Here is a 16,726-nt window from a genome sequence, read left to right on the forward strand (position 1 = left end):
AAGTTTCAAATCCAACTTTCGGAATACAGGTTGTTTAATTTCAAGACTTTAACAATGTATTTATTTCTCAATCCGTATACGCGCATCCACTGCAAATAGCCCGCGTTCCGTCGCTACAAGCGGATTAATATCCATTTCCTTGATCTCGGAAGCAAAGCGGAGCAGTGTAGACAGGCGGACGATGATATCGGCATATTGCTGTTCGTCGATGCCACGCTGGCCTCTCGTACCTTTTATAATAGGATAACCTCGTAAGGAGCGTATCATTGAATACGTCTCATCATACGACAAAGGAGCCAAACCATACGATACGTCTTTCAATACTTCTACAAAGATTCCTCCCAGGCCGCACAATACGACATGCCCGAAACGATCTTCATATTTGGCTCCTAAGAACAGCTCCTGCCCTTTCAGCATCGGTTGCACCATAATGGCGGTCACATCCGGCAGACGCATCATACGTTCATATTCGAATATCAGATGTTCCTCACTGCGGATATTCAAAGCGACGCCACCGATATCGCTCTTATGCACAGGACCGACTACTTTGGCGACAACCGGGAATTTCACTTTCTTGGCAAAAGCAACCAGTTCGTCGCGATCGGTCGATGTAAACTCTTCCACTACCGGAATCTGGGCTGCTTTCAACAGCGTACGGACTTCTTCCGGACTCAGATAACCGCTGCCCGGCAGACGGTCTATAATACGGCGAACTTCAGGAACATCGACTCCATATAACTGGATATCCGTGCTCATCGGCTTTGGCGTGTTGATCACGCGTGAAAGAGCCGTACCAAGCGTTACCTCGTCGGAGAAGTTTACATGTCCCTTCTTTACGAAACTTTTCACTTCCGGACCAGCCGTCACGATAGAAGGCAATACAGGGAAGATCGGTTTCTTGCATTCTTCCATTTTCTTATGGAGAACTTCGTAGGTATCATAGAGCTTAACCAAGCCCGGACTGCCGAATATAACCATCATCAGGTCGATGTCCTCAAAACGGTTTTCACAGAAATCAATGGCTGTAGCCAGATGTTCAGGCGTGCCCGTCCCGATTATGTCGATCGGATTGCCTACGGCTGCACCCGGATATAGTTTGGATTTCAATTCCGCTGCAACCGGACCATCCAGTTTCGGGACATTCAGGCGTCCTTTCTCCAATGCATCTGCCAACATAACGGCCGGACCGCCGGCATGCGTGATAATCGCACAGTTCTTCCCTCTAACTTCTTTCAATGTAAAGATGCTGGCAACAGTTGTCAACTCCTCACGGCTGAAACAACGCACGATACCTGCTTTACGGAACAAGGCTTCTACGGCAGAGTCCGAATTGGCTATCGCTCCGGTATGGGAAGAAGCTGCACGCTTGCCCACATCGGTGCTTCCCGCCTTAATAGCTGCAATATGGCAGCCTTTGCGAATTAAAGAAGCAGCATGGTACAGGAGTTTATCGGGATTCTTAATCTGTTCGATATAAAGCATCTTAATCTTAGAGTCGAGGACAGGATCGAAGTTTCGGTCCATATATTCAATGACATCTTCCACACCGATCTGCTTGGAATTGCCGACAGACCAAACGGAAGAGAAACGAAGTCCCTTTGTCAGTGCCGATTCAATGATGAAGAGCGCCGTACCGCCGGAACTGGAAACAAAGTCCACACCATCTGCATGAAACTCCGGGATCGGCTGGGTAAAGACACCGTGATAATTTATATTCATCAGCCCGATACAGTTCGGACCGATCATCGAAGCCCCGGCATCATTAATGCTCTTCAGCATCTGGTCTTCCAAAATGCCGCCTTCATGCGTTTCCTCTCCGAAACCGGCAGACACGACGATAAAAGCCTTGACATTTTTCTCCTTGGCAAGCACTTCCACAGCTTCCGGACACGACGGGCCGGGTATAGATATGATAGCCAATTCCGTATCCGGAATATCGTGCACGGAGTGATACGATTTTACTCCCTGCACATCGTCTTCCTTTGCATTTACGACATACAGTTCGCCTTTGTACTTCCCGTCCAGCAGATTCCGCACTAAGCGGCCGCCCGGTTTATGTACATTATTGGATCCTCCCACCACTACGATGCTTTGAGGATTAATTAATTCTCGGTTAATCATAACATTTTGATCAATTTGGTTCAATGAATGGGAACAAATATAGTCTTTTTATCCGTTTATTCATTAAATCAAGGGTAATTTATTTACATTTTGTACACTCAGCCACTAACCAGTCGCACCAAACATCCATCCCTGTCCCTTTGGTGGCCGATACTTCGAACAACTGCAGGTGATGATTCACCTTCAGGGCGTTGCTGCGCAATGTTTCCACATCTGTCTCCAGATAAGGAGCCAAGTCGATCTTGTTGATGATGCAGATATCTGCTTCCAGGAAGATATGAGGATATTTCAGAGGCTTGTCATCTCCTTCGGTAGTGCTGACAATAACTACTTTCTTCGCCTCTCCGAGATCAAACATGGCGGGACAAACCAAATTGCCGACATTCTCCACAAACAAGATAGAGCCGTCGGAAGGGTTCAAATGCTTAACGGCATGATTGACCATATCGGCCTCCAGATGACAACCAGTTCCGGTATTAACCTGAAAAACAGGAACGTTAAGCGCAGCTATACGGTCGGCATCGTTCGAAGTTTGCTGGTCGCCTTCGATCACATATATCTGCGAAGACTGTCCGGAAGCAACTCCGGCGGTCAAACGCCGTATCGTCTCTTCCAACAAGGTCGTTTTACCGGATCCCGGCGAACTCATCAAGTTCAGGCAGAAAATATGCTTGGCTTCAAAATAGCCCCGGTTACGTTCTGCCAACAGATTATTACGCTGAAGGATATCTTGTTCGAGTGTTATGACTTTCCCTTCATCGTGATGATGAAGGTGATGATGTTCATGTCCGTGTTCATGATCATGATCGTGATGATGATGCTCTCCGCATCCGCAAGTTCCACACATAAGCGTTTGTTTTATTTTATAACAATTGATTTGATTCTTAGTTCCCGCCCTTTTGTGATATTAACCAGATAAGAACCACAATTCGGGCAGGGTGAAAATAAGTTCCCGACCGGAAAGACCGTCTCGCAATCGGAACACTGTCCTTCCCCGTCTATATAATGACGAATGATCTTTGCCTTCTCGAGCAAAGTTCCCTTCACTGCACTTTCCATCGCAAACTCGAGCGTCTGCAATTCGACTCCTGCAAGCCTGCCGATCTCAAGTTCCACCTCTTCTATCTGTGAAGAATGGTGTTCACGGGCTTGTTGTTCGGATAATTGAACGATACTTTGAGCAATTGATAATTCGTGCATGGCAACGATAGATGTTTTCTGTTTTAAATCAATACTACTTTCCTTCATATAGAGAAGCTGCAATTGCCAGTTGTCCGACAGCTATTCCTCCATCATTGCAGGGAATACGTCCCGGGACATATAAGGGAATGTCTTCCTTGGCAAACATACGCTGCAACTGCTCCGTCAAACGTTTGTTCTGAAAGCAACCGCCGGAAATCACAACCTTCTCCACTCCCGTTTGCAACCTGTACAGCTTCGCTTTCTCCAACAACAACCATGACAGCGTATTATGGAAGCGGGAGGACAAATCACCTGCCGGAACGCCTGCATTCAGATCCTCTAAGATTCCTTTCAGCACCGGACGCATGGAAATAACCTCTTCTTCTATTAGAACAGAATAACGGCTTTGATGTTCATCCGATGCTAATTGTTCCAACTTGACAGGTGCTTCTGCTTGATGCGTAGAAACATCGCAAACACCCAATAACGAGGCGACAGCATCGAACAGTCTGCCTGCACTGGACGTATAAGGCGTATTAATGCCTTTCTCCATCATCTTCAGAAGCATTTGTATTTTAGCCTCTCCGATTCGCTGCACAAAGCCGGACGGGAAAGGCAGTTCTTCCCCGAAATAATGCCACAGGAAGGCAACCGCCATGCGCCAAGGCTCCATCGAAGCTTTGTCACCTCCGGGAAGCGGCACATATTCCAGATGCGAAAGCCGCTTATAGCTCCTGCGATCGCAAAGGAAAATCTCACCGCCCCACGCCTTGCCATCATCGCCTAAGCCCGTGCCGTCCAGCACGAGTGCGATCACCGGCTCATCGAGGCCATATTCCAACATACAAGCTGCCGCATGTGCATGATGATGTTGTACATGCAATAAAGGAAGATGCAGATCCGAAGAGAGACGCTCCGCTTCGCGCGACGAAAGATAGTCAGGATGTAAATCGCACACCAAGCGGGACGGCCGGAAACGGAAAAGATGCCGGAAACGTTCGAGCGACTCTGTGTAAAACCGGTATGTTTCCCAATTCTTCAGATCGCCGATATACTGGCTTTGCAGGATCGTCTCCCCTTTTCCCAATGCAAAAGTGTTCACCTTTTCAGCACCGAAAGCCAAAATTCCTTCCACCGGCATATCGGCAAAGAAAGGCTCTGGCACATATCCACGCGAGCGGCGCATCAGGCAAGGCTGTCCACCGCAAACCTGCAGGACGGAATCATCCACCCGGTTATGGATATCCCGGTTATGATGAAGCAAAAGCGGCACTTTCCCCGCCAGTTGCCTTTCGGCTTCTCCGGGTGTGATGGCAATCGGGCAATCGCTGAGATTACCGCTTGTCATTACTAACACAGGCGTATCCAACCGTTCGAACCAATCCGCATGGATAGGCATATAAGGCAGCATGCACCCTAATGTCTGCATCCCCGGATTGACAGAGGCGGCCAGCGGACGGCGTTGTTTCAGCAACACGATCGGACGGCGCCACGAAAGTAGACATTCCTCTTCGACCCCGTTCAACCATGCAAACCGCCGGACCTGTTCCGGATTGCGGAACATCACGGCAAAGGGCTTCCCGTCGCGCTGCTTGATCTCCCGAGGCGGGCGACAGCCTGCTCGTTCGTCGCGTCGCAGACAGATGATAACCGCCGATCCCTTTTGCCGCGATCACCTCTCCTTCCCCAAGCAAGTGGGATGAGAGGGCGAGCAGCTCCGGATAGTCCGTCAGTGTTTCCCTATTATTATATGATGTGTAGTAAGAAGGCCCGCAATGGTTACAGGCAACCGGTTCGGCATGAAAGCGGCGGTCGCTGACGGTCGTATATTCCTTTCGGCATTCGGAGCACATCGGAAAAGCCGACATAGTCGTCTGCCGCCTGTCGTAAGGCAAATCGCGGATAATGGAAAAGCGCGGCCCGCAATGGGTACAGTTGATAAAAGGATATTGCAGGCGGTGCGGTTGCGCTTTCCTGTCGCGCAGACATTCAGGACAGACGGCAATATCGGGAGCTACCTGCGTCACTTCGTCCGAATCCGAACGACTGGGAGTAATACGAAAATCCGTATAGGGGTTTTCTGCCATCACGACTTCTGTAACCGAAATACGATGAATGGAAGCCACAACAGGATGTTCGCGCCAGATACGCCCGATAAGCTGTTCACGCTGCAAGGCAGTCAAGGCGGCACGGATGCAGACCCCGTTATTCCGGTTGTCCACCTCCCCACAAATCCCCATCTCGCTGGCTATGCGATAGATAAACGGGCGGAAGCCTACTCCCTGTACTAAACCCTGAATGGTCAGAACCGATATGACAACACCCGTCTTTTTCATCTTTTCAATTTACGTTTTGACAAATGTAACCCCTTTCCTAAGAATAAACAAACATGCCGAATGGCTATTTTCTATAACCCTTATAAATTATATCTATCCGGGAGATAAACAGAAATGTGTGATATGATACATTTCTTCTGAACATATTGCCTACTTTTGGAGTTAGATAAATATAACAAAGATTATATTACTATGTGTCTTGCTATACCTGGAAAAATACTGAGCGTCGACGATTCTATTCCTGAGCTTAAAATGGCTAAAGTAGATTTTAGCGGGATTGTGAAAAACATCTGCATCCAATGGGTCGATGCAGGTCAAGGTGATTATGTCCTGGCACATGCCGGGATGGCGATTGCCGTTGTCGATGCCGAACAGGCTTGCGAAACGCTGGAAGATCTGAAGAAACTGACAATCGAATGAAATATATTGACGAATACCGGGATACGGAACAGGTCCGGTCACTTGTGCGGGTTATCCGGAAGGTGGTGACGAAACCCTGGCATATCATGGAGATATGCGGAGGACAAACGCATGCCATCGCCCGGTATCGCCTGGAAGAGATGCTGCCGGAAAAAGTCAGGCTGCTTCACGGACCGGGCTGCCCGGTCTGTGTGACACCTGTCGGGATTATCGACCGGGCGCTCGGACTGGCGAAACGGCCGGATGTCATACTGGCCTCTTTCGGCGATATGATGCGCGTGCCGGGAAGCCGGGAAGACCTGCTCCGGGTGAAGGCGCACGGGGCGGATGTCCGAATGTTGTACTCGCCGTTGGACGCCGTAGACCTGGCTGTCCGTTATCCGGATAAGCAAATTGTATTCTTCGCGATAGGGTTTGAGACGACTGCCCCGGTGCACGTGATGGCCCTGAAAGAGGCGATACGCCGGAAACTGGATAACTTCTCATTGCTCACTTCCCTGTTCATGGTTCCGCCGGCTATAGAGGCGATCTTGACAGACGCCGGGTCACGCGTGGACGGTTTCCTGACAGCCGGTCATGTCTGTGCTATAACCGGGAACGAAGCCTATCACCACCTGACTGCCCGATATAAAACACCGATGGTCGTCACCGGGTTCGAACCGACCGACCTGCTCTATGGCATCTACCGCTGCCTGCTTCAGCTGGAAGCGGGTATATATAAGGTTGAAAATGCCTATAAACGGGCTGTTCCCGAAGAGGGAAATCCTGCAGCCCGCGCCCTGATGGCGGAGATGCTTGAAAGCTGCGACCAGGAATGGCGGGGGATCGGGATAATTCCACAAAGCGGGATGCGTCTGAAAGAAGCGTTTGCACGATACGATGCCGCCCGGCGTTTTCCTTTGCCGGCTGACGAGCAGCCTCTTTGCGATTCCGTGTCGAGCGCGGGAAGGGAGCGGTGTATCGCCGGCGACATCATGCGAGGAATCAAACAAACCAAAGACTGCCCCTTCTTCGGGACCCGCTGTACTCCGGAACATCCGGCCGGTGCGCCGATGGTTTCATCGGAAGGTGTATGTGCAGCTTATTATAAATACAAATAAGACAACGAGATATGATAACAACCAATTGTCCCCTCCCTTTTACCGACTCCGACTGCGTGCTACTGGCACATGGCGGCGGGGGACGGCTGACGCACGAACTGATCAGCGGCATTTTCTACCCTGCCTTCCGCAACCCGTTGTTGGAACAGGACCATGACGGATGCGTCTTTCCAGTGGAAGCCGGGCGGATGGCCTGCTCAACCGATTCCTTCGTAGTAGACCCGATCTTCTTTCCCGGCGGTGATATCGGCGATCTGGCCGTGAACGGGACAGTGAATGACCTTGCCTGCTGTGGCGCCCGTCCGCTTTACCTGACAGCTGGGTTTATACTGGAAGAAGGGCTTCCGCTGTCTGACCTCCGACGCATCGTCGGGTCGATGAAAGCTGCTGCCGAACGGGCTGGCGTGCAGATCGTGGCTGGCGATACGAAAGTGGTGGAACGGGGCAAATGCGACAAACTGTTCATCAATACAAGCGGCATCGGTGTCGTACGCGAAGGTGTCCGCATCTCCCCCGACAGGGCACAACCCGGCGACGTGGTGATATGCAGCGGACCGATCGGCCCTCACGGCATCACCATCCTTTCCGCCCGCGAAAGTCTCGGATTCGAGACAAACCTGAAAAGCGACACAGTTTCGCTGAACAATATGATTGCCGGCTTGTTGGATTCTATAGAGGACGTCCATGTCCTGCGCGACCCCACACGGGGAGGCGTGAGCGGGACACTGAACGAGATCGCACAGGCTGCCGGTGTGGAGATTATCCTGGACGAGGCTTCGCTGCCCATCCCGGATGCTGTGCGCGGAGCTTCGGAGATATTGGGCCTCGATCCGCTTTATGTGGCCAACGAGGGCCTGGTGCTGGCAATCCTGCCGGAAGAGAAGGCGGACGAAGCGCTCGCTATCATGCGAAACAGTCCCGAAGGGAAAGGAGCTGCCGTCATTGGCCATATCGCCATGAAAGGCAAGCCGTTGGTGAAGATGAAGACCTTGTATGGCAACTACCGGATCGTCGATATGCTCAGCGGAGAGCAGTTGCCGAGGATATGCTGATTTAGGGAGAAGAAAGAAACACAAATGACTAAGATATGGATAATAAAAGACCGTCTATCTACGAAGAATGCCTGGAGAAAGGCATCTCGCGCCGGGATTTCCTGAAATTCTGTACCACCGTTGCCGCCCTTATCGGACTCGAATCGAGCGGTGTGGCACAAGTTGTAAAAGCACTCGAAACGAAGCCCCGACTGCCTGTCATCTGGCTCCACCTGCAGGAATGCACCTGCTGTAGCGAATCGTTCATCCGCTCCTATCATCCTACGGTGGGCAACCTGCTGTTCGATAACATCTCACTCGACTACACAGAGACGCTGATGGCTGCCTCCGGTTTCCAGGCTGAAGCCTGCAAAGAGGAGACCATGAAGAAATATTGGGGAGAATATCTCCTGATGATCGAAGGCTCCATCCCTACCCGCGATGAAGCCTACTGCTGTGTCGGCGGAAAGAGCGCGATGCAGATCGTCGAAGAATGCGCCGAAGGAGCAAAAGCAATCATCGCATGGGGCAACTGCGCATCGGCCGGCTGCGTACAGGCCGCCAACCCTAATCCGACAGGAGCGAAAGCCATCCACAAACTGATCAAAGGCAAACCGCTGATGAACGTGCAGGGCTGCCCTCCTATCGCCGACGTAATGACAGGCGTCATCGTCTATATGCTGACCTACGACCGCATGCCGCAGCTTGACGCATTAGGACGTCCGAAGATGTTCTACAACCGCCGCGTGCACGACACCTGTTACCGCCGTGCCAACTTCGACGCCGGCCTCTTTGTCGAGAGTTTCGACGACGAGAATGCCAAACGCGGTTACTGCCTTTACAAGGTGGGCTGTAAAGGGCCGAACACCTATAACTCCTGCGGTATCATTAAATGGAACGAGAGCACCAGCTACCCGATCCAGAGCGGGCATCCCTGCTTAGGGTGCAGCGAAGCTGGGTTCTGGGACATGAGTCCCTTCTATAAACGACTGCCCGACGTGCATGGCTTTGGTATCGAGCAACCGCCGACCAGATCGGCCTGGCAGTAGGCGCCGCGACTGTTGCCGGCATTGCCGTACACGCCGTAGCCACTAACATACGCAAGAAGGAACTGATCGACAACGATGAGCCCGAAAGCAAATCCACCATCTAACCTCCATTTCTTAATTCTTAATTATCAATTATTAATTCAAAAGAGTCATGTCAGAAAGAATAGTAGTAGACCCGCTTACCCGCATAGAAGGCCATCTTCGTGTAGAGGCCGAAATAGAGAATGGTAAGATCAAGGACGCATATAGCTCCGGTACGATGGTGCGCGGAATCGAGACAATCGTGAAAGACCGCGACCCGCGCGATGCCTGGGTATTCGTAGGACGTGTCTGCGGGGTTTGCACCTCCATCCACTCCCTTTGTTCTGTCAGGGCGGTTGAGAATGCGTTCGATATCGTGATACCTCCCAATGCCCAACTGGTGCGCAACATCATGGAGGCAGTTTTATATATGCACGACCATGTCGTCCATTTTTACCAGTTGCATGCGCTCGACTGGGTGGACGTCGTCTCCGCCCTCAAAGCCGATCCCGCCCAGGCTTCAGTGCTTGCCCAACAACTCTCGCCCTGGCCGAAAAGTTCTGTCGGCTATTTCACGGCACTGAAAGAACGGCTCACGAAGTTTGTCGGCAGCGGACAGCTCGGCATCTTCGCCAACGGCTACTGGGGACATCCGGCCTATAAGCTGACACCCGAACAGAACCTGATTGCCGTAGCCCACTATCTCGAAGCCCTCGAATGGCAGAAGGAAGTGGTGAAAGTGCATGCCGTTTTCGGTGGCAAGAACCCGCATCCGAACTACTTAGTGGGCGGTATGCCGTGCAGCATCGACCTGAACGAGGCCAACGCCGTCAACACCGAGCGCCTTGACCTGGTCAAACAAAAGCTACAGGAGGCAAAGACCTTTATCGACCAAGTTTATGTCCCCGATTTGCTGATGATCGCGAATGTCTATAAGGACGAATGGAGCAAGATCGGCGGCGGCGTCAGGAACTATCTCTCCTACGGTGATTTCCCGATGTTCGAATATGGGGATACGGACAGCTACAAGATGCCGCGCGGGATCGTCCTGGACCGCGACTTGAGCCAAGTGCATCCCGTCGATGCCAACTCGTCCGAAGAAATCAAGGAATATATTTACCATTCCTGGTACACCTATACGCAAGGCGACAAAGCCGGCCTGCATCCATACGAAGGTGAAACAAACCTGAACTACACCGGTCCCCGTCCGCCCTACACACACCTGGATGTGAAAGATAAATACAGTTGGATCAAGACGCCGCGCTGGAAAGAAGAACCGATGGAAGTCGGTCCGCTGGCCCGTATGATCGTGGCGTATGCCGCCGGCAAGGAACCGCAAAAGACCCTGATCGACGATACCCTGAAACAGCTCGACCTGCCGGCCGAAGCCCTCTTCTCGACCCTCGGACGCACAGCTGCCCGCGGACTGGAAAGCAAATTAGCTGCCGACTGGGCATTGGAGTTCTACGACCGCCTGATCAAGAACTTAGAGAACGGCGATTCCCGCATGGTCAACCATTATATGTGGGAAAAGGAAACCTGGCCCAAACAGGCGCAAGGTGTCGGCTTGACCGAAGCACCGCGCGGGGCCCTCGCCCACTTCATCGTGATCGAGGACAAGAAGATAAAAAACTACCAGATGGTCGTGCCGACAACCTGGAATGCCTCTCCGCGTGACGAAAAGGGCATCCTTTCCGCCTACGAATCGGCCCTGATCGGTACGCCGGTGTACGACTCGAAACAGCCGTTGGAGATTCTCCGTACCATCCACTCGTTCGATCCCTGCTTAGCTTGTGCCGTGCACCTGTACGACGAAGAGGGGAAATATGTGCATCAAATGGATATGTTTTAATCATGCAGTTCAATGAAAAGTCGTAAGAAACGTTTAAGAGAAGTATATGTGTGGGAACTTCCCGTGCGCATCTATCACTGGCTGAATGCACTCTGTATCGTGATACTCTGCATCACCGGTTTTATCATAGCCGATCCGCCCGCCATCATGACAGAGACAGAGGCTAACTTCAGTTATTGGTTCGGAACGGTGCGCTTCATCCATTTTGTGGCGGCGTTCGTGTTCTTCTTTAACTTCGTTTTCCGCTTGTATTGGGGATTCGTCGGGAACCGGTATGCGCGCTGGAACAACTTCATCCCGCTGAAGAAGTCGCAATGGAAAGAGATTGTCGAAGTGATAAAGGTGGATATCCTGATGATCAAGAACAAGCCGGTAGACAGTATCGGGCATAACGCGTTGGCGAGTGTGATCTATTTCGGCATCTTCTGGGCGTTCCTGCTGCAATCCATCACCGGATTCGGCCTGTATGCCAAGATGAGCGAGTCCATATTTCCACAACTCTTTGCCTGGACAGTCCCGTTGATGGGAGGCGATCTGGTGGCACGCGAGATTCATCATTTCCTGATGTGGTTCTTCATCCTTTTTGCTATCGTGCACATTTACCTGGTGTTCTACCATGATTATATCGAGCAACGCGGTGAAACGTCTTCCATCATCGGCGGTTGGAAGTTTATCGAGGAAGAGATTGCCGATAAGGAAGAAGTAACGGAGACAGCCGAAACAATCACCAAATCAGCCCGTAAAAATGAATGAAAAGATATTGATCCTGGGTGTCGGCAACCTACTGTTGAAAGACGAAGGTGTCGGCATCCACGTAATCCGCGCCTTAGAAAATGAGGAACTGCCTCCCAACGTCTCCCTGATGGACGGCGGGACAGGCGGATTGCACCTGATCGCCTGGATACAGGATTACGACCGGATTATCATGGTCGACGCCACGCTCGACAATAATCCGCCGGGCACCATCCGCCTGATCCGTCCGCGCTATGCAACAGACTTCCCTCCGCTTATGAGTGCGCACGAGATCGGTCTCCGAGACATGATCGAGGCAATGATATTGACTGGGAAACTGCCGGATATCCAGCTGATCGTTATCTCCGCAGCGGATATCAGCGAGGTGGGAATGGAACTGACGCCTGTTGTTGAAGCGGCAGTTCCGAAGGTGGTGGAACTTATTCGATCTTGTTTATCTCACCAATGAAATAGATCGCGCCCGTACTGTATTCGCTGATCAGATAAATAAACGGGCGGTTCACGAAGAAATCCATCTTCTGCATTTCCGGTCTCGGACCCGGCGAAGAAACCCAGCCCTCGCCCATTGTGACGGCTTCAGCTTTCGTCCCTTCTTCGTCTACCTCTATGCGGGCTTTCTGCAAGGCGCGCGACAAAAAGATCCGTTCCCGGCTCAGTTTGGAGAAGTCTGCATCCGCGGCGGAAAATGCCGATGTGATGCCTAACGCCTGCAAGACATCATTCAGTTCGATATCGTATGAAGTCGAGAAACGGGGTAACTTCAAATGAATCTGATAACCGTTACGGTTCCCGGGAAGCAGTCTCCACGATTCACCCGTCAACGAGGCGATCACTTCGGCATTCGTCACACCTTCGTCCGGCAATAGGATCGACATGGAAAACGCGCCGTTGCCGTACGAGCGTGACAACATACGGAACTTCTCATGCTCGCAAACAACGCCGGAAAAAGAGGCATTCATCATCTGCACCTCCTGTTCACGTCCCTGTGCATCGGTAAAGAGATCCTTTTTCGTATTGCTTGTCTCGAAAGGCGTGCTCCATTCGCCCCGGAAAGCAATTGCATTCAATAAATAGATGCTGGCATTCGGATTGATCTCATCCAATATCTTCGGAATCCGGCCATCCGTATTCTTGGAAGTCCAGTCGTTGATCTGTTTCAAGGCATCCGGTTTGGAGAAATCCAGGTTACGCACAGTAGCTTTATAATAGGACTCATTCGCCTCCCAGAAAGCCGGCAATACGTTAAGTCCGTTTCTTACCCAAATGGAGTTCGCCGTATGAACCGTTACCTGCGGGTCGATGTCGGCAGAGGCGACAAGCATCTTCTGGTTATACGCATTTATCTCATCAGGCTGCGCTCCCTCAAATCCCAATGTCCGGGCGATCTCTTCCGCTGTCTTTCCGGTCGCTCCGTTATTAAGCATGGACATCATGTAGTTGACACTGATCGGCGACAGGATTATATTAGCCGGCTGTGCATGGCTGTTGCTGACCTGGCGGAACAGGGAAAAGGCGAAATCGTTGCCTGCATCGGCAAGGGCTTGTTCGGACTTGGTCAGCGGAATATCCGTGCGGTCTTTTTTAGGCACAACATCGTCGCCATTATCACAAGAGGCGAACGCACAAAGTACAAATAAGGCAAAAATAAGTTTCTTCATGATTCTTTTCGTTTTATAAATCGTTTATATACAATAAATGCAAGGCGAAAAGAAACCTTGCATCATCTTCGGATAAAATTTACCGGACGCAGATAGCACAGAGGACGCAGACTTGTTTTTTAATAATTAATATTGTCTGCGTTATTCTGCGTCCTCTGCGCTATCTGCGTCCAGTAATATTATTCCAATACTAAAACCTCGTTGTCCTTATAGCTTTCGTAGCTGGAGACGATAACTTTCTCGCCTGCTTCCAGACCGTCGATCACTTCATAGTACTGCGGGTTCTGACGTCCGATCTTGATCTTGCGGCGATAAGCCTTCTTGCCGTCTTTGTCGAGTACGAAAATCCAGCTGCCGCCCGTGCTCTGGAAGAATGTTCCACGCGGGATGATGATGCTTTCTGTCGGCTTACCAAGTTCCAGGCTGATATAATAAGTCTGTCCGCTGCGGATATTATCGGGACGTTCGCCTGTGAAAACGAAATCCGTACGGAACTTGCCGTCACGCACTTCCGGATAAACCTTGCGTACGCTCAATGCGAAGTTAGCGCCCTGGCGTTCGAAAGTTGCAGATAATCCCTGCTTTACGCGGTCGATATAATGTTCGTCGATCATGACTTCGATCTTATAATCCGAGAGGTCGTTGATCTGTCCGATCTTCTGTCCGGCGGAAACATTCTGGCCTAAAACGACATCCAGCAAACCTAATTCTCCGTCGATCTGTGAACGGACATTCAGGTGTTCTTTCCGTTCGTGCACCAATGCGATATTTTTACGCATATTGGCCAAACTGGTTTCCATTTCTTCCATCTGGATTGTACGGGAGATGGAATCCTGACGCAAACGTTCCACAACCAAATTATATTTCTTGCTTGCCAGTTCATAGTCTTCTTGCGCCTTCAGAAACTCTTCCTTGGCAATCAGGTTTTCTTCATACAGCTTCTTCTGTTGGTTGTACGCACGGCGAAAGCGTGTGATATCCACATCTAATTGAGCCTTTTCCAACTGGTTGTTCAACTTATCCTGTTCCATTGCCACCTGTGTGTTACGCAGGAAGTTCTGCTTTTCCGCCAACTGGGCTTCCGCATCCAGAATCTGCAGGTCGAGGCCGGAGTTGGAAAGACGGACAATAACATCCCCTTTCTTCACCTGTGCACCTTCTTCCACAACTTTTTCCTGCACGATACCGCCTTCTTCGGGGCTAAGCTGCACAACCGTGATCGGCTGCACCTGTCCGTCCACGCGAACAAAGTCGTTGAACTGTTCCTTTGTCACATTCCCGATGTTAATACCGCGGGCATCCACCTTCAATGTCGAAGCATGATCACCGAAAATGATCCATCCTACCAAAACCAGGAAAAAAGCACCACCTGCTACATAAGGAATATGCTTCTTCTGAAGACCTTTCTTTTTTTCTAACTGTATATCCATGATTGTATGTTTTTATTTTTCAATTTTCAATTCTCAATTCTCATTTATAAGCGGCTGGCCCTTATAGTAATCGACTTGCCTGCATTTCATCAGATATAATAGACGTCTCTGTAAAAGATCGGCTTTTGAGTTCAGTAAAGTCGTTGCATTTGTCTGTACATCGAGCGGGCTCATCAATCCTTCTTCAAATTTACGAAGTGTAACCTGATATGCCAAATCATCAGCTTTTACTTTCTTTTCCATCTGAATCGTTTCCTTTGCATAACCTTCTCTGTCGAGGACAGCCAATTCTACATCTTTCTGCAGCTGGCGAAGTGTCTCCGTCTGCTTTTCGTAAGCGATCCGGACATTATTGCGGGCCCGGCGCAGATTGGTTATACGTGATAAGCCATCGAACAATGGAAAACTAAAACTGAAATAAATATATTCCCCGCGGTTATTCTTAAACTGGCTTTTGAAAGAAGATGCAGCAGTTTCAGACTTTAAATTCTCAAAATAGCTGGTCGAAATACCGGCTTCGACAGAGAGAGACGGAAGCAACTTCCCTTTTGTTATTAAATAGTTCATTTTACTGGTTTTCAACTGAAATTCGGCCTGCAAGGCGGTCGGGTTATTTGCCATGGCATAATCCTGTATCGCACTGATAGACTCTTCGGCCCGTATGCTTTCTACCTGTGGTACAACCGTATCGACTTCCAGTTCCAGATCGGAAGGATAGTTCATCGCATTCTTCAACGTCATCATCGCCGTATTGTAGAGATTCTGCTGATGCGTCAGATTATAGTCGTCACCGGCAGCCTGCGACTCGATCTGGGCAACATCCGCCTTACCTTTAAGCCCTAATTCTTCCTGACGTTGGGTTTTATATAAAAGGCGCTTACTATCTTCCAACTTATCGGCACACATTTTTACCAGTCCCTGGTAATACACGACGGTAATATAGGCATCCATAATACTGATTGCCAAATCATCTTTCTGTTTCTGCAAATCATTTCTACCCATGTGGCGGTTCACATTGGCCAGACGCCATTGGTTAATCAACTGTCCCCCTCTGAAAAGCGGCAATGAAGCATAAGCACCATAGCCATTATTAAAGGTTGACGTATTTACATAAGTATTAGTCCCCGGGTCAACAGAACGACCGAACCTGTATTGAGCATCGACCTGTGTACTGATAGTAGGTAAAAAAGAGGCTACAGCCGATTGTTGCTCGGCTTGATATGTATTATTTGTATAGGCCTGTTGTTTCACCTTCGGACTGTTTTCCACCGCATACCGCATGCAATCGTCCAAACTCCAGATTTTATCCTGCGCCAACATCGGGGCAAGCAGGCTAAACGAAAGAACTGTTGTAATTATTATCTTTTTCATTGCTGTATTATTTTCTACCTGATAAAATGCAAAGAGCGTGCCAAAATAGTCAATCCATTATAATACAAAGCATTAATAATATATTCATTTTGAACGAGTGTCAAAAAATTGGACAGTGCTGTAAAAGAATTAGACAATGGCAAAAGCCTTTTTTATTCGGGGATTCGTTTTTTTGCAGATGTGAATCAAACAGACCTCGTAGGGGCGGTTCGCGAACCGCCCTTCGTGTCAACAAAAGTTTCTATCCGTCGCTATTGGGCAGTTCGCGAACTGCCCTCACGAAGCCTGCTCTTATGGTTCACTTTTTCTTAAATAAGATCCCTTCTAATTTCAACTATTCGGGGGGCTATTTGTATAAAACGCATTTTTCAGGTTTAAGAGAGACTCGAAATCTAATAAATG

12 protein-coding genes and 2 pseudogenes are annotated in these 16,726 nt (G+C 50.0%); 7 read left to right on the plus strand and 7 right to left on the minus strand.

The features are described 5' to 3' along the window. Positions 1 to 60: 60 nt before the first annotated feature. The 4 genes and pseudogenes from DW083_RS19390 to hypF form a co-directional block, all read right to left on the minus strand. Positions 61 to 2,121: an acetate--CoA ligase family protein gene (locus DW083_RS19390; protein WP_115497674.1), complete on the minus strand. Its 2,061-nt coding sequence runs from the start codon at positions 2,119 to 2,121 to the stop codon at positions 61 to 63. 79 nt (positions 2,122 to 2,200) lie between these two features. Further along, the gene (gene hypB, locus DW083_RS19395; RefSeq protein WP_122333537.1) at positions 2,201 to 2,968 is read right to left on the minus strand and encodes a hydrogenase nickel incorporation protein HypB; all 768 of its coding nucleotides are present in this window, start codon (positions 2,966 to 2,968) and stop codon (positions 2,201 to 2,203) included. An 11-nt stretch (positions 2,969 to 2,979) separates the two neighbouring features. Then, positions 2,980 to 3,321 carry a hydrogenase maturation nickel metallochaperone HypA gene (hypA, locus tag DW083_RS19400; protein WP_115497802.1) on the minus strand — a complete coding sequence of 114 codons (342 nt, stop codon included), beginning with the start codon at positions 3,319 to 3,321 and terminating at the stop codon, positions 2,980 to 2,982. 34 nt (positions 3,322 to 3,355) lie between these two features. Next, positions 3,356 to 5,639: pseudogene (gene hypF, locus DW083_RS19405) on the minus strand (carbamoyltransferase HypF). Positions 5,640 to 5,831: 192 nt separating this feature from the next. Here hypF and DW083_RS19410 point away from each other — a divergent pair. The 7 genes and pseudogenes from DW083_RS19410 (at position 5,832) to DW083_RS19440 (ending at position 12,313) form a co-directional block, all read left to right on the plus strand. Next, a complete protein-coding gene (locus DW083_RS19410) occupies positions 5,832 to 6,059 on the plus strand; it encodes a HypC/HybG/HupF family hydrogenase formation chaperone (protein ID WP_122333538.1) in 228 nt (75 codons plus the stop codon). Next, positions 6,056 to 7,159 (plus strand): hydrogenase formation protein HypD, encoded by a 1,104-nt coding sequence (hypD, locus tag DW083_RS19415; protein ID WP_122333539.1) that lies wholly within the window; start codon positions 6,056 to 6,058, stop codon positions 7,157 to 7,159. Before DW083_RS19410 ends, hypD begins: the two co-directional genes overlap by 4 nt. Before the next feature lie 11 nt (positions 7,160 to 7,170). After that, positions 7,171 to 8,211, plus strand: coding sequence for a hydrogenase expression/formation protein HypE (hypE, locus tag DW083_RS19420; protein ID WP_122333540.1), 1,041 nt, complete (start codon positions 7,171 to 7,173; stop codon positions 8,209 to 8,211). A gap of 35 nt (positions 8,212 to 8,246) precedes the next feature. Then, positions 8,247 to 9,343 (plus strand): annotated as a pseudogene (locus tag DW083_RS19425) (hydrogenase small subunit). 47 nt (positions 9,344 to 9,390) lie between these two features. Continuing rightward, positions 9,391 to 11,112 carry a nickel-dependent hydrogenase large subunit gene (locus DW083_RS19430; protein WP_122333541.1) on the plus strand — a complete coding sequence of 574 codons (1,722 nt, stop codon included), beginning with the start codon at positions 9,391 to 9,393 and terminating at the stop codon, positions 11,110 to 11,112. Positions 11,113 to 11,124: 12 nt separating this feature from the next. Then, positions 11,125 to 11,865 carry a Ni/Fe-hydrogenase, b-type cytochrome subunit gene (gene cybH, locus DW083_RS19435; protein ID WP_115497681.1) on the plus strand — a complete coding sequence of 247 codons (741 nt, stop codon included), beginning with the start codon at positions 11,125 to 11,127 and terminating at the stop codon, positions 11,863 to 11,865. Further along, positions 11,858 to 12,313 carry a HyaD/HybD family hydrogenase maturation endopeptidase gene (locus tag DW083_RS19440; protein ID WP_122333542.1) on the plus strand — a complete coding sequence of 152 codons (456 nt, stop codon included), beginning with the start codon at positions 11,858 to 11,860 and terminating at the stop codon, positions 12,311 to 12,313. The genes cybH and DW083_RS19440 overlap by 8 nt, the downstream gene beginning before the upstream one ends. Here DW083_RS19440 and DW083_RS19445 read toward each other — a convergent pair. The 3 genes from DW083_RS19445 to DW083_RS19455 form a co-directional block, all read right to left on the minus strand. Beyond that, complete coding sequence (locus tag DW083_RS19445) at positions 12,285 to 13,523, minus strand: serpin family protein (RefSeq protein ID WP_122333543.1); 1,239 nt, start codon at positions 13,521 to 13,523, stop codon at positions 12,285 to 12,287. The genes DW083_RS19440 and DW083_RS19445 overlap by 29 nt on opposite strands. A 179-nt stretch (positions 13,524 to 13,702) precedes the next feature. After that, entirely contained in the window at positions 13,703 to 14,953 is a 1,251-nt protein-coding gene (locus tag DW083_RS19450) for an efflux RND transporter periplasmic adaptor subunit (protein ID WP_122333544.1), read from the minus strand. 33 nt (positions 14,954 to 14,986) lie between these two features. Then, the gene (locus tag DW083_RS19455; RefSeq protein ID WP_122333545.1) at positions 14,987 to 16,324 is read right to left on the minus strand and encodes a TolC family protein; all 1,338 of its coding nucleotides are present in this window, start codon (positions 16,322 to 16,324) and stop codon (positions 14,987 to 14,989) included. Positions 16,325 to 16,726: the final 402 nt, after the last annotated feature.

The organism is Parabacteroides sp. AF48-14 (assembly GCF_003477465.1).
Lineage (GTDB): Bacteria > Bacteroidota > Bacteroidia > Bacteroidales > Tannerellaceae > Parabacteroides > Parabacteroides acidifaciens.

Bases quoted from the DNA above. Each gene is read 5' to 3' on its own strand.
- hypE (WP_122333540.1), top strand. From the start codon at position 7,171: ATGATAACAACCAATTGTCCCCTCCCTTTTACCGACTCCGACTGCGTG.
- DW083_RS19430 (WP_122333541.1), top strand. From the start codon at position 9,391: ATGTCAGAAAGAATAGTAGTAGACCCGCTTACCCGCATAGAAGGCCAT.
- cybH (WP_115497681.1), top strand. From the start codon at position 11,125: ATGAAAAGTCGTAAGAAACGTTTAAGAGAAGTATATGTGTGGGAACTT.
- hypA (WP_115497802.1), bottom strand. From the start codon at position 3,321: ATGCACGAATTATCAATTGCTCAAAGTATCGTTCAATTATCCGAACAA.
- DW083_RS19450 (WP_122333544.1), bottom strand. From the start codon at position 14,953: ATGGATATACAGTTAGAAAAAAAGAAAGGTCTTCAGAAGAAGCATATT.
- hypB (WP_122333537.1), bottom strand. From the start codon at position 2,968: ATGTGTGGAACTTGCGGATGCGGAGAGCATCATCATCACGATCATGAT.
- DW083_RS19455 (WP_122333545.1), bottom strand. From the start codon at position 16,324: ATGAAAAAGATAATAATTACAACAGTTCTTTCGTTTAGCCTGCTTGCC.
- DW083_RS19445 (WP_122333543.1), bottom strand. From the start codon at position 13,523: ATGAAGAAACTTATTTTTGCCTTATTTGTACTTTGTGCGTTCGCCTCT.
- DW083_RS19410 (WP_122333538.1), top strand. From the start codon at position 5,832: ATGTGTCTTGCTATACCTGGAAAAATACTGAGCGTCGACGATTCTATT.
- DW083_RS19440 (WP_122333542.1), top strand. From the start codon at position 11,858: ATGAATGAAAAGATATTGATCCTGGGTGTCGGCAACCTACTGTTGAAA.
- hypD (WP_122333539.1), top strand. From the start codon at position 6,056: ATGAAATATATTGACGAATACCGGGATACGGAACAGGTCCGGTCACTT.
- DW083_RS19390 (WP_115497674.1), bottom strand. From the start codon at position 2,121: ATGATTAACCGAGAATTAATTAATCCTCAAAGCATCGTAGTGGTGGGA.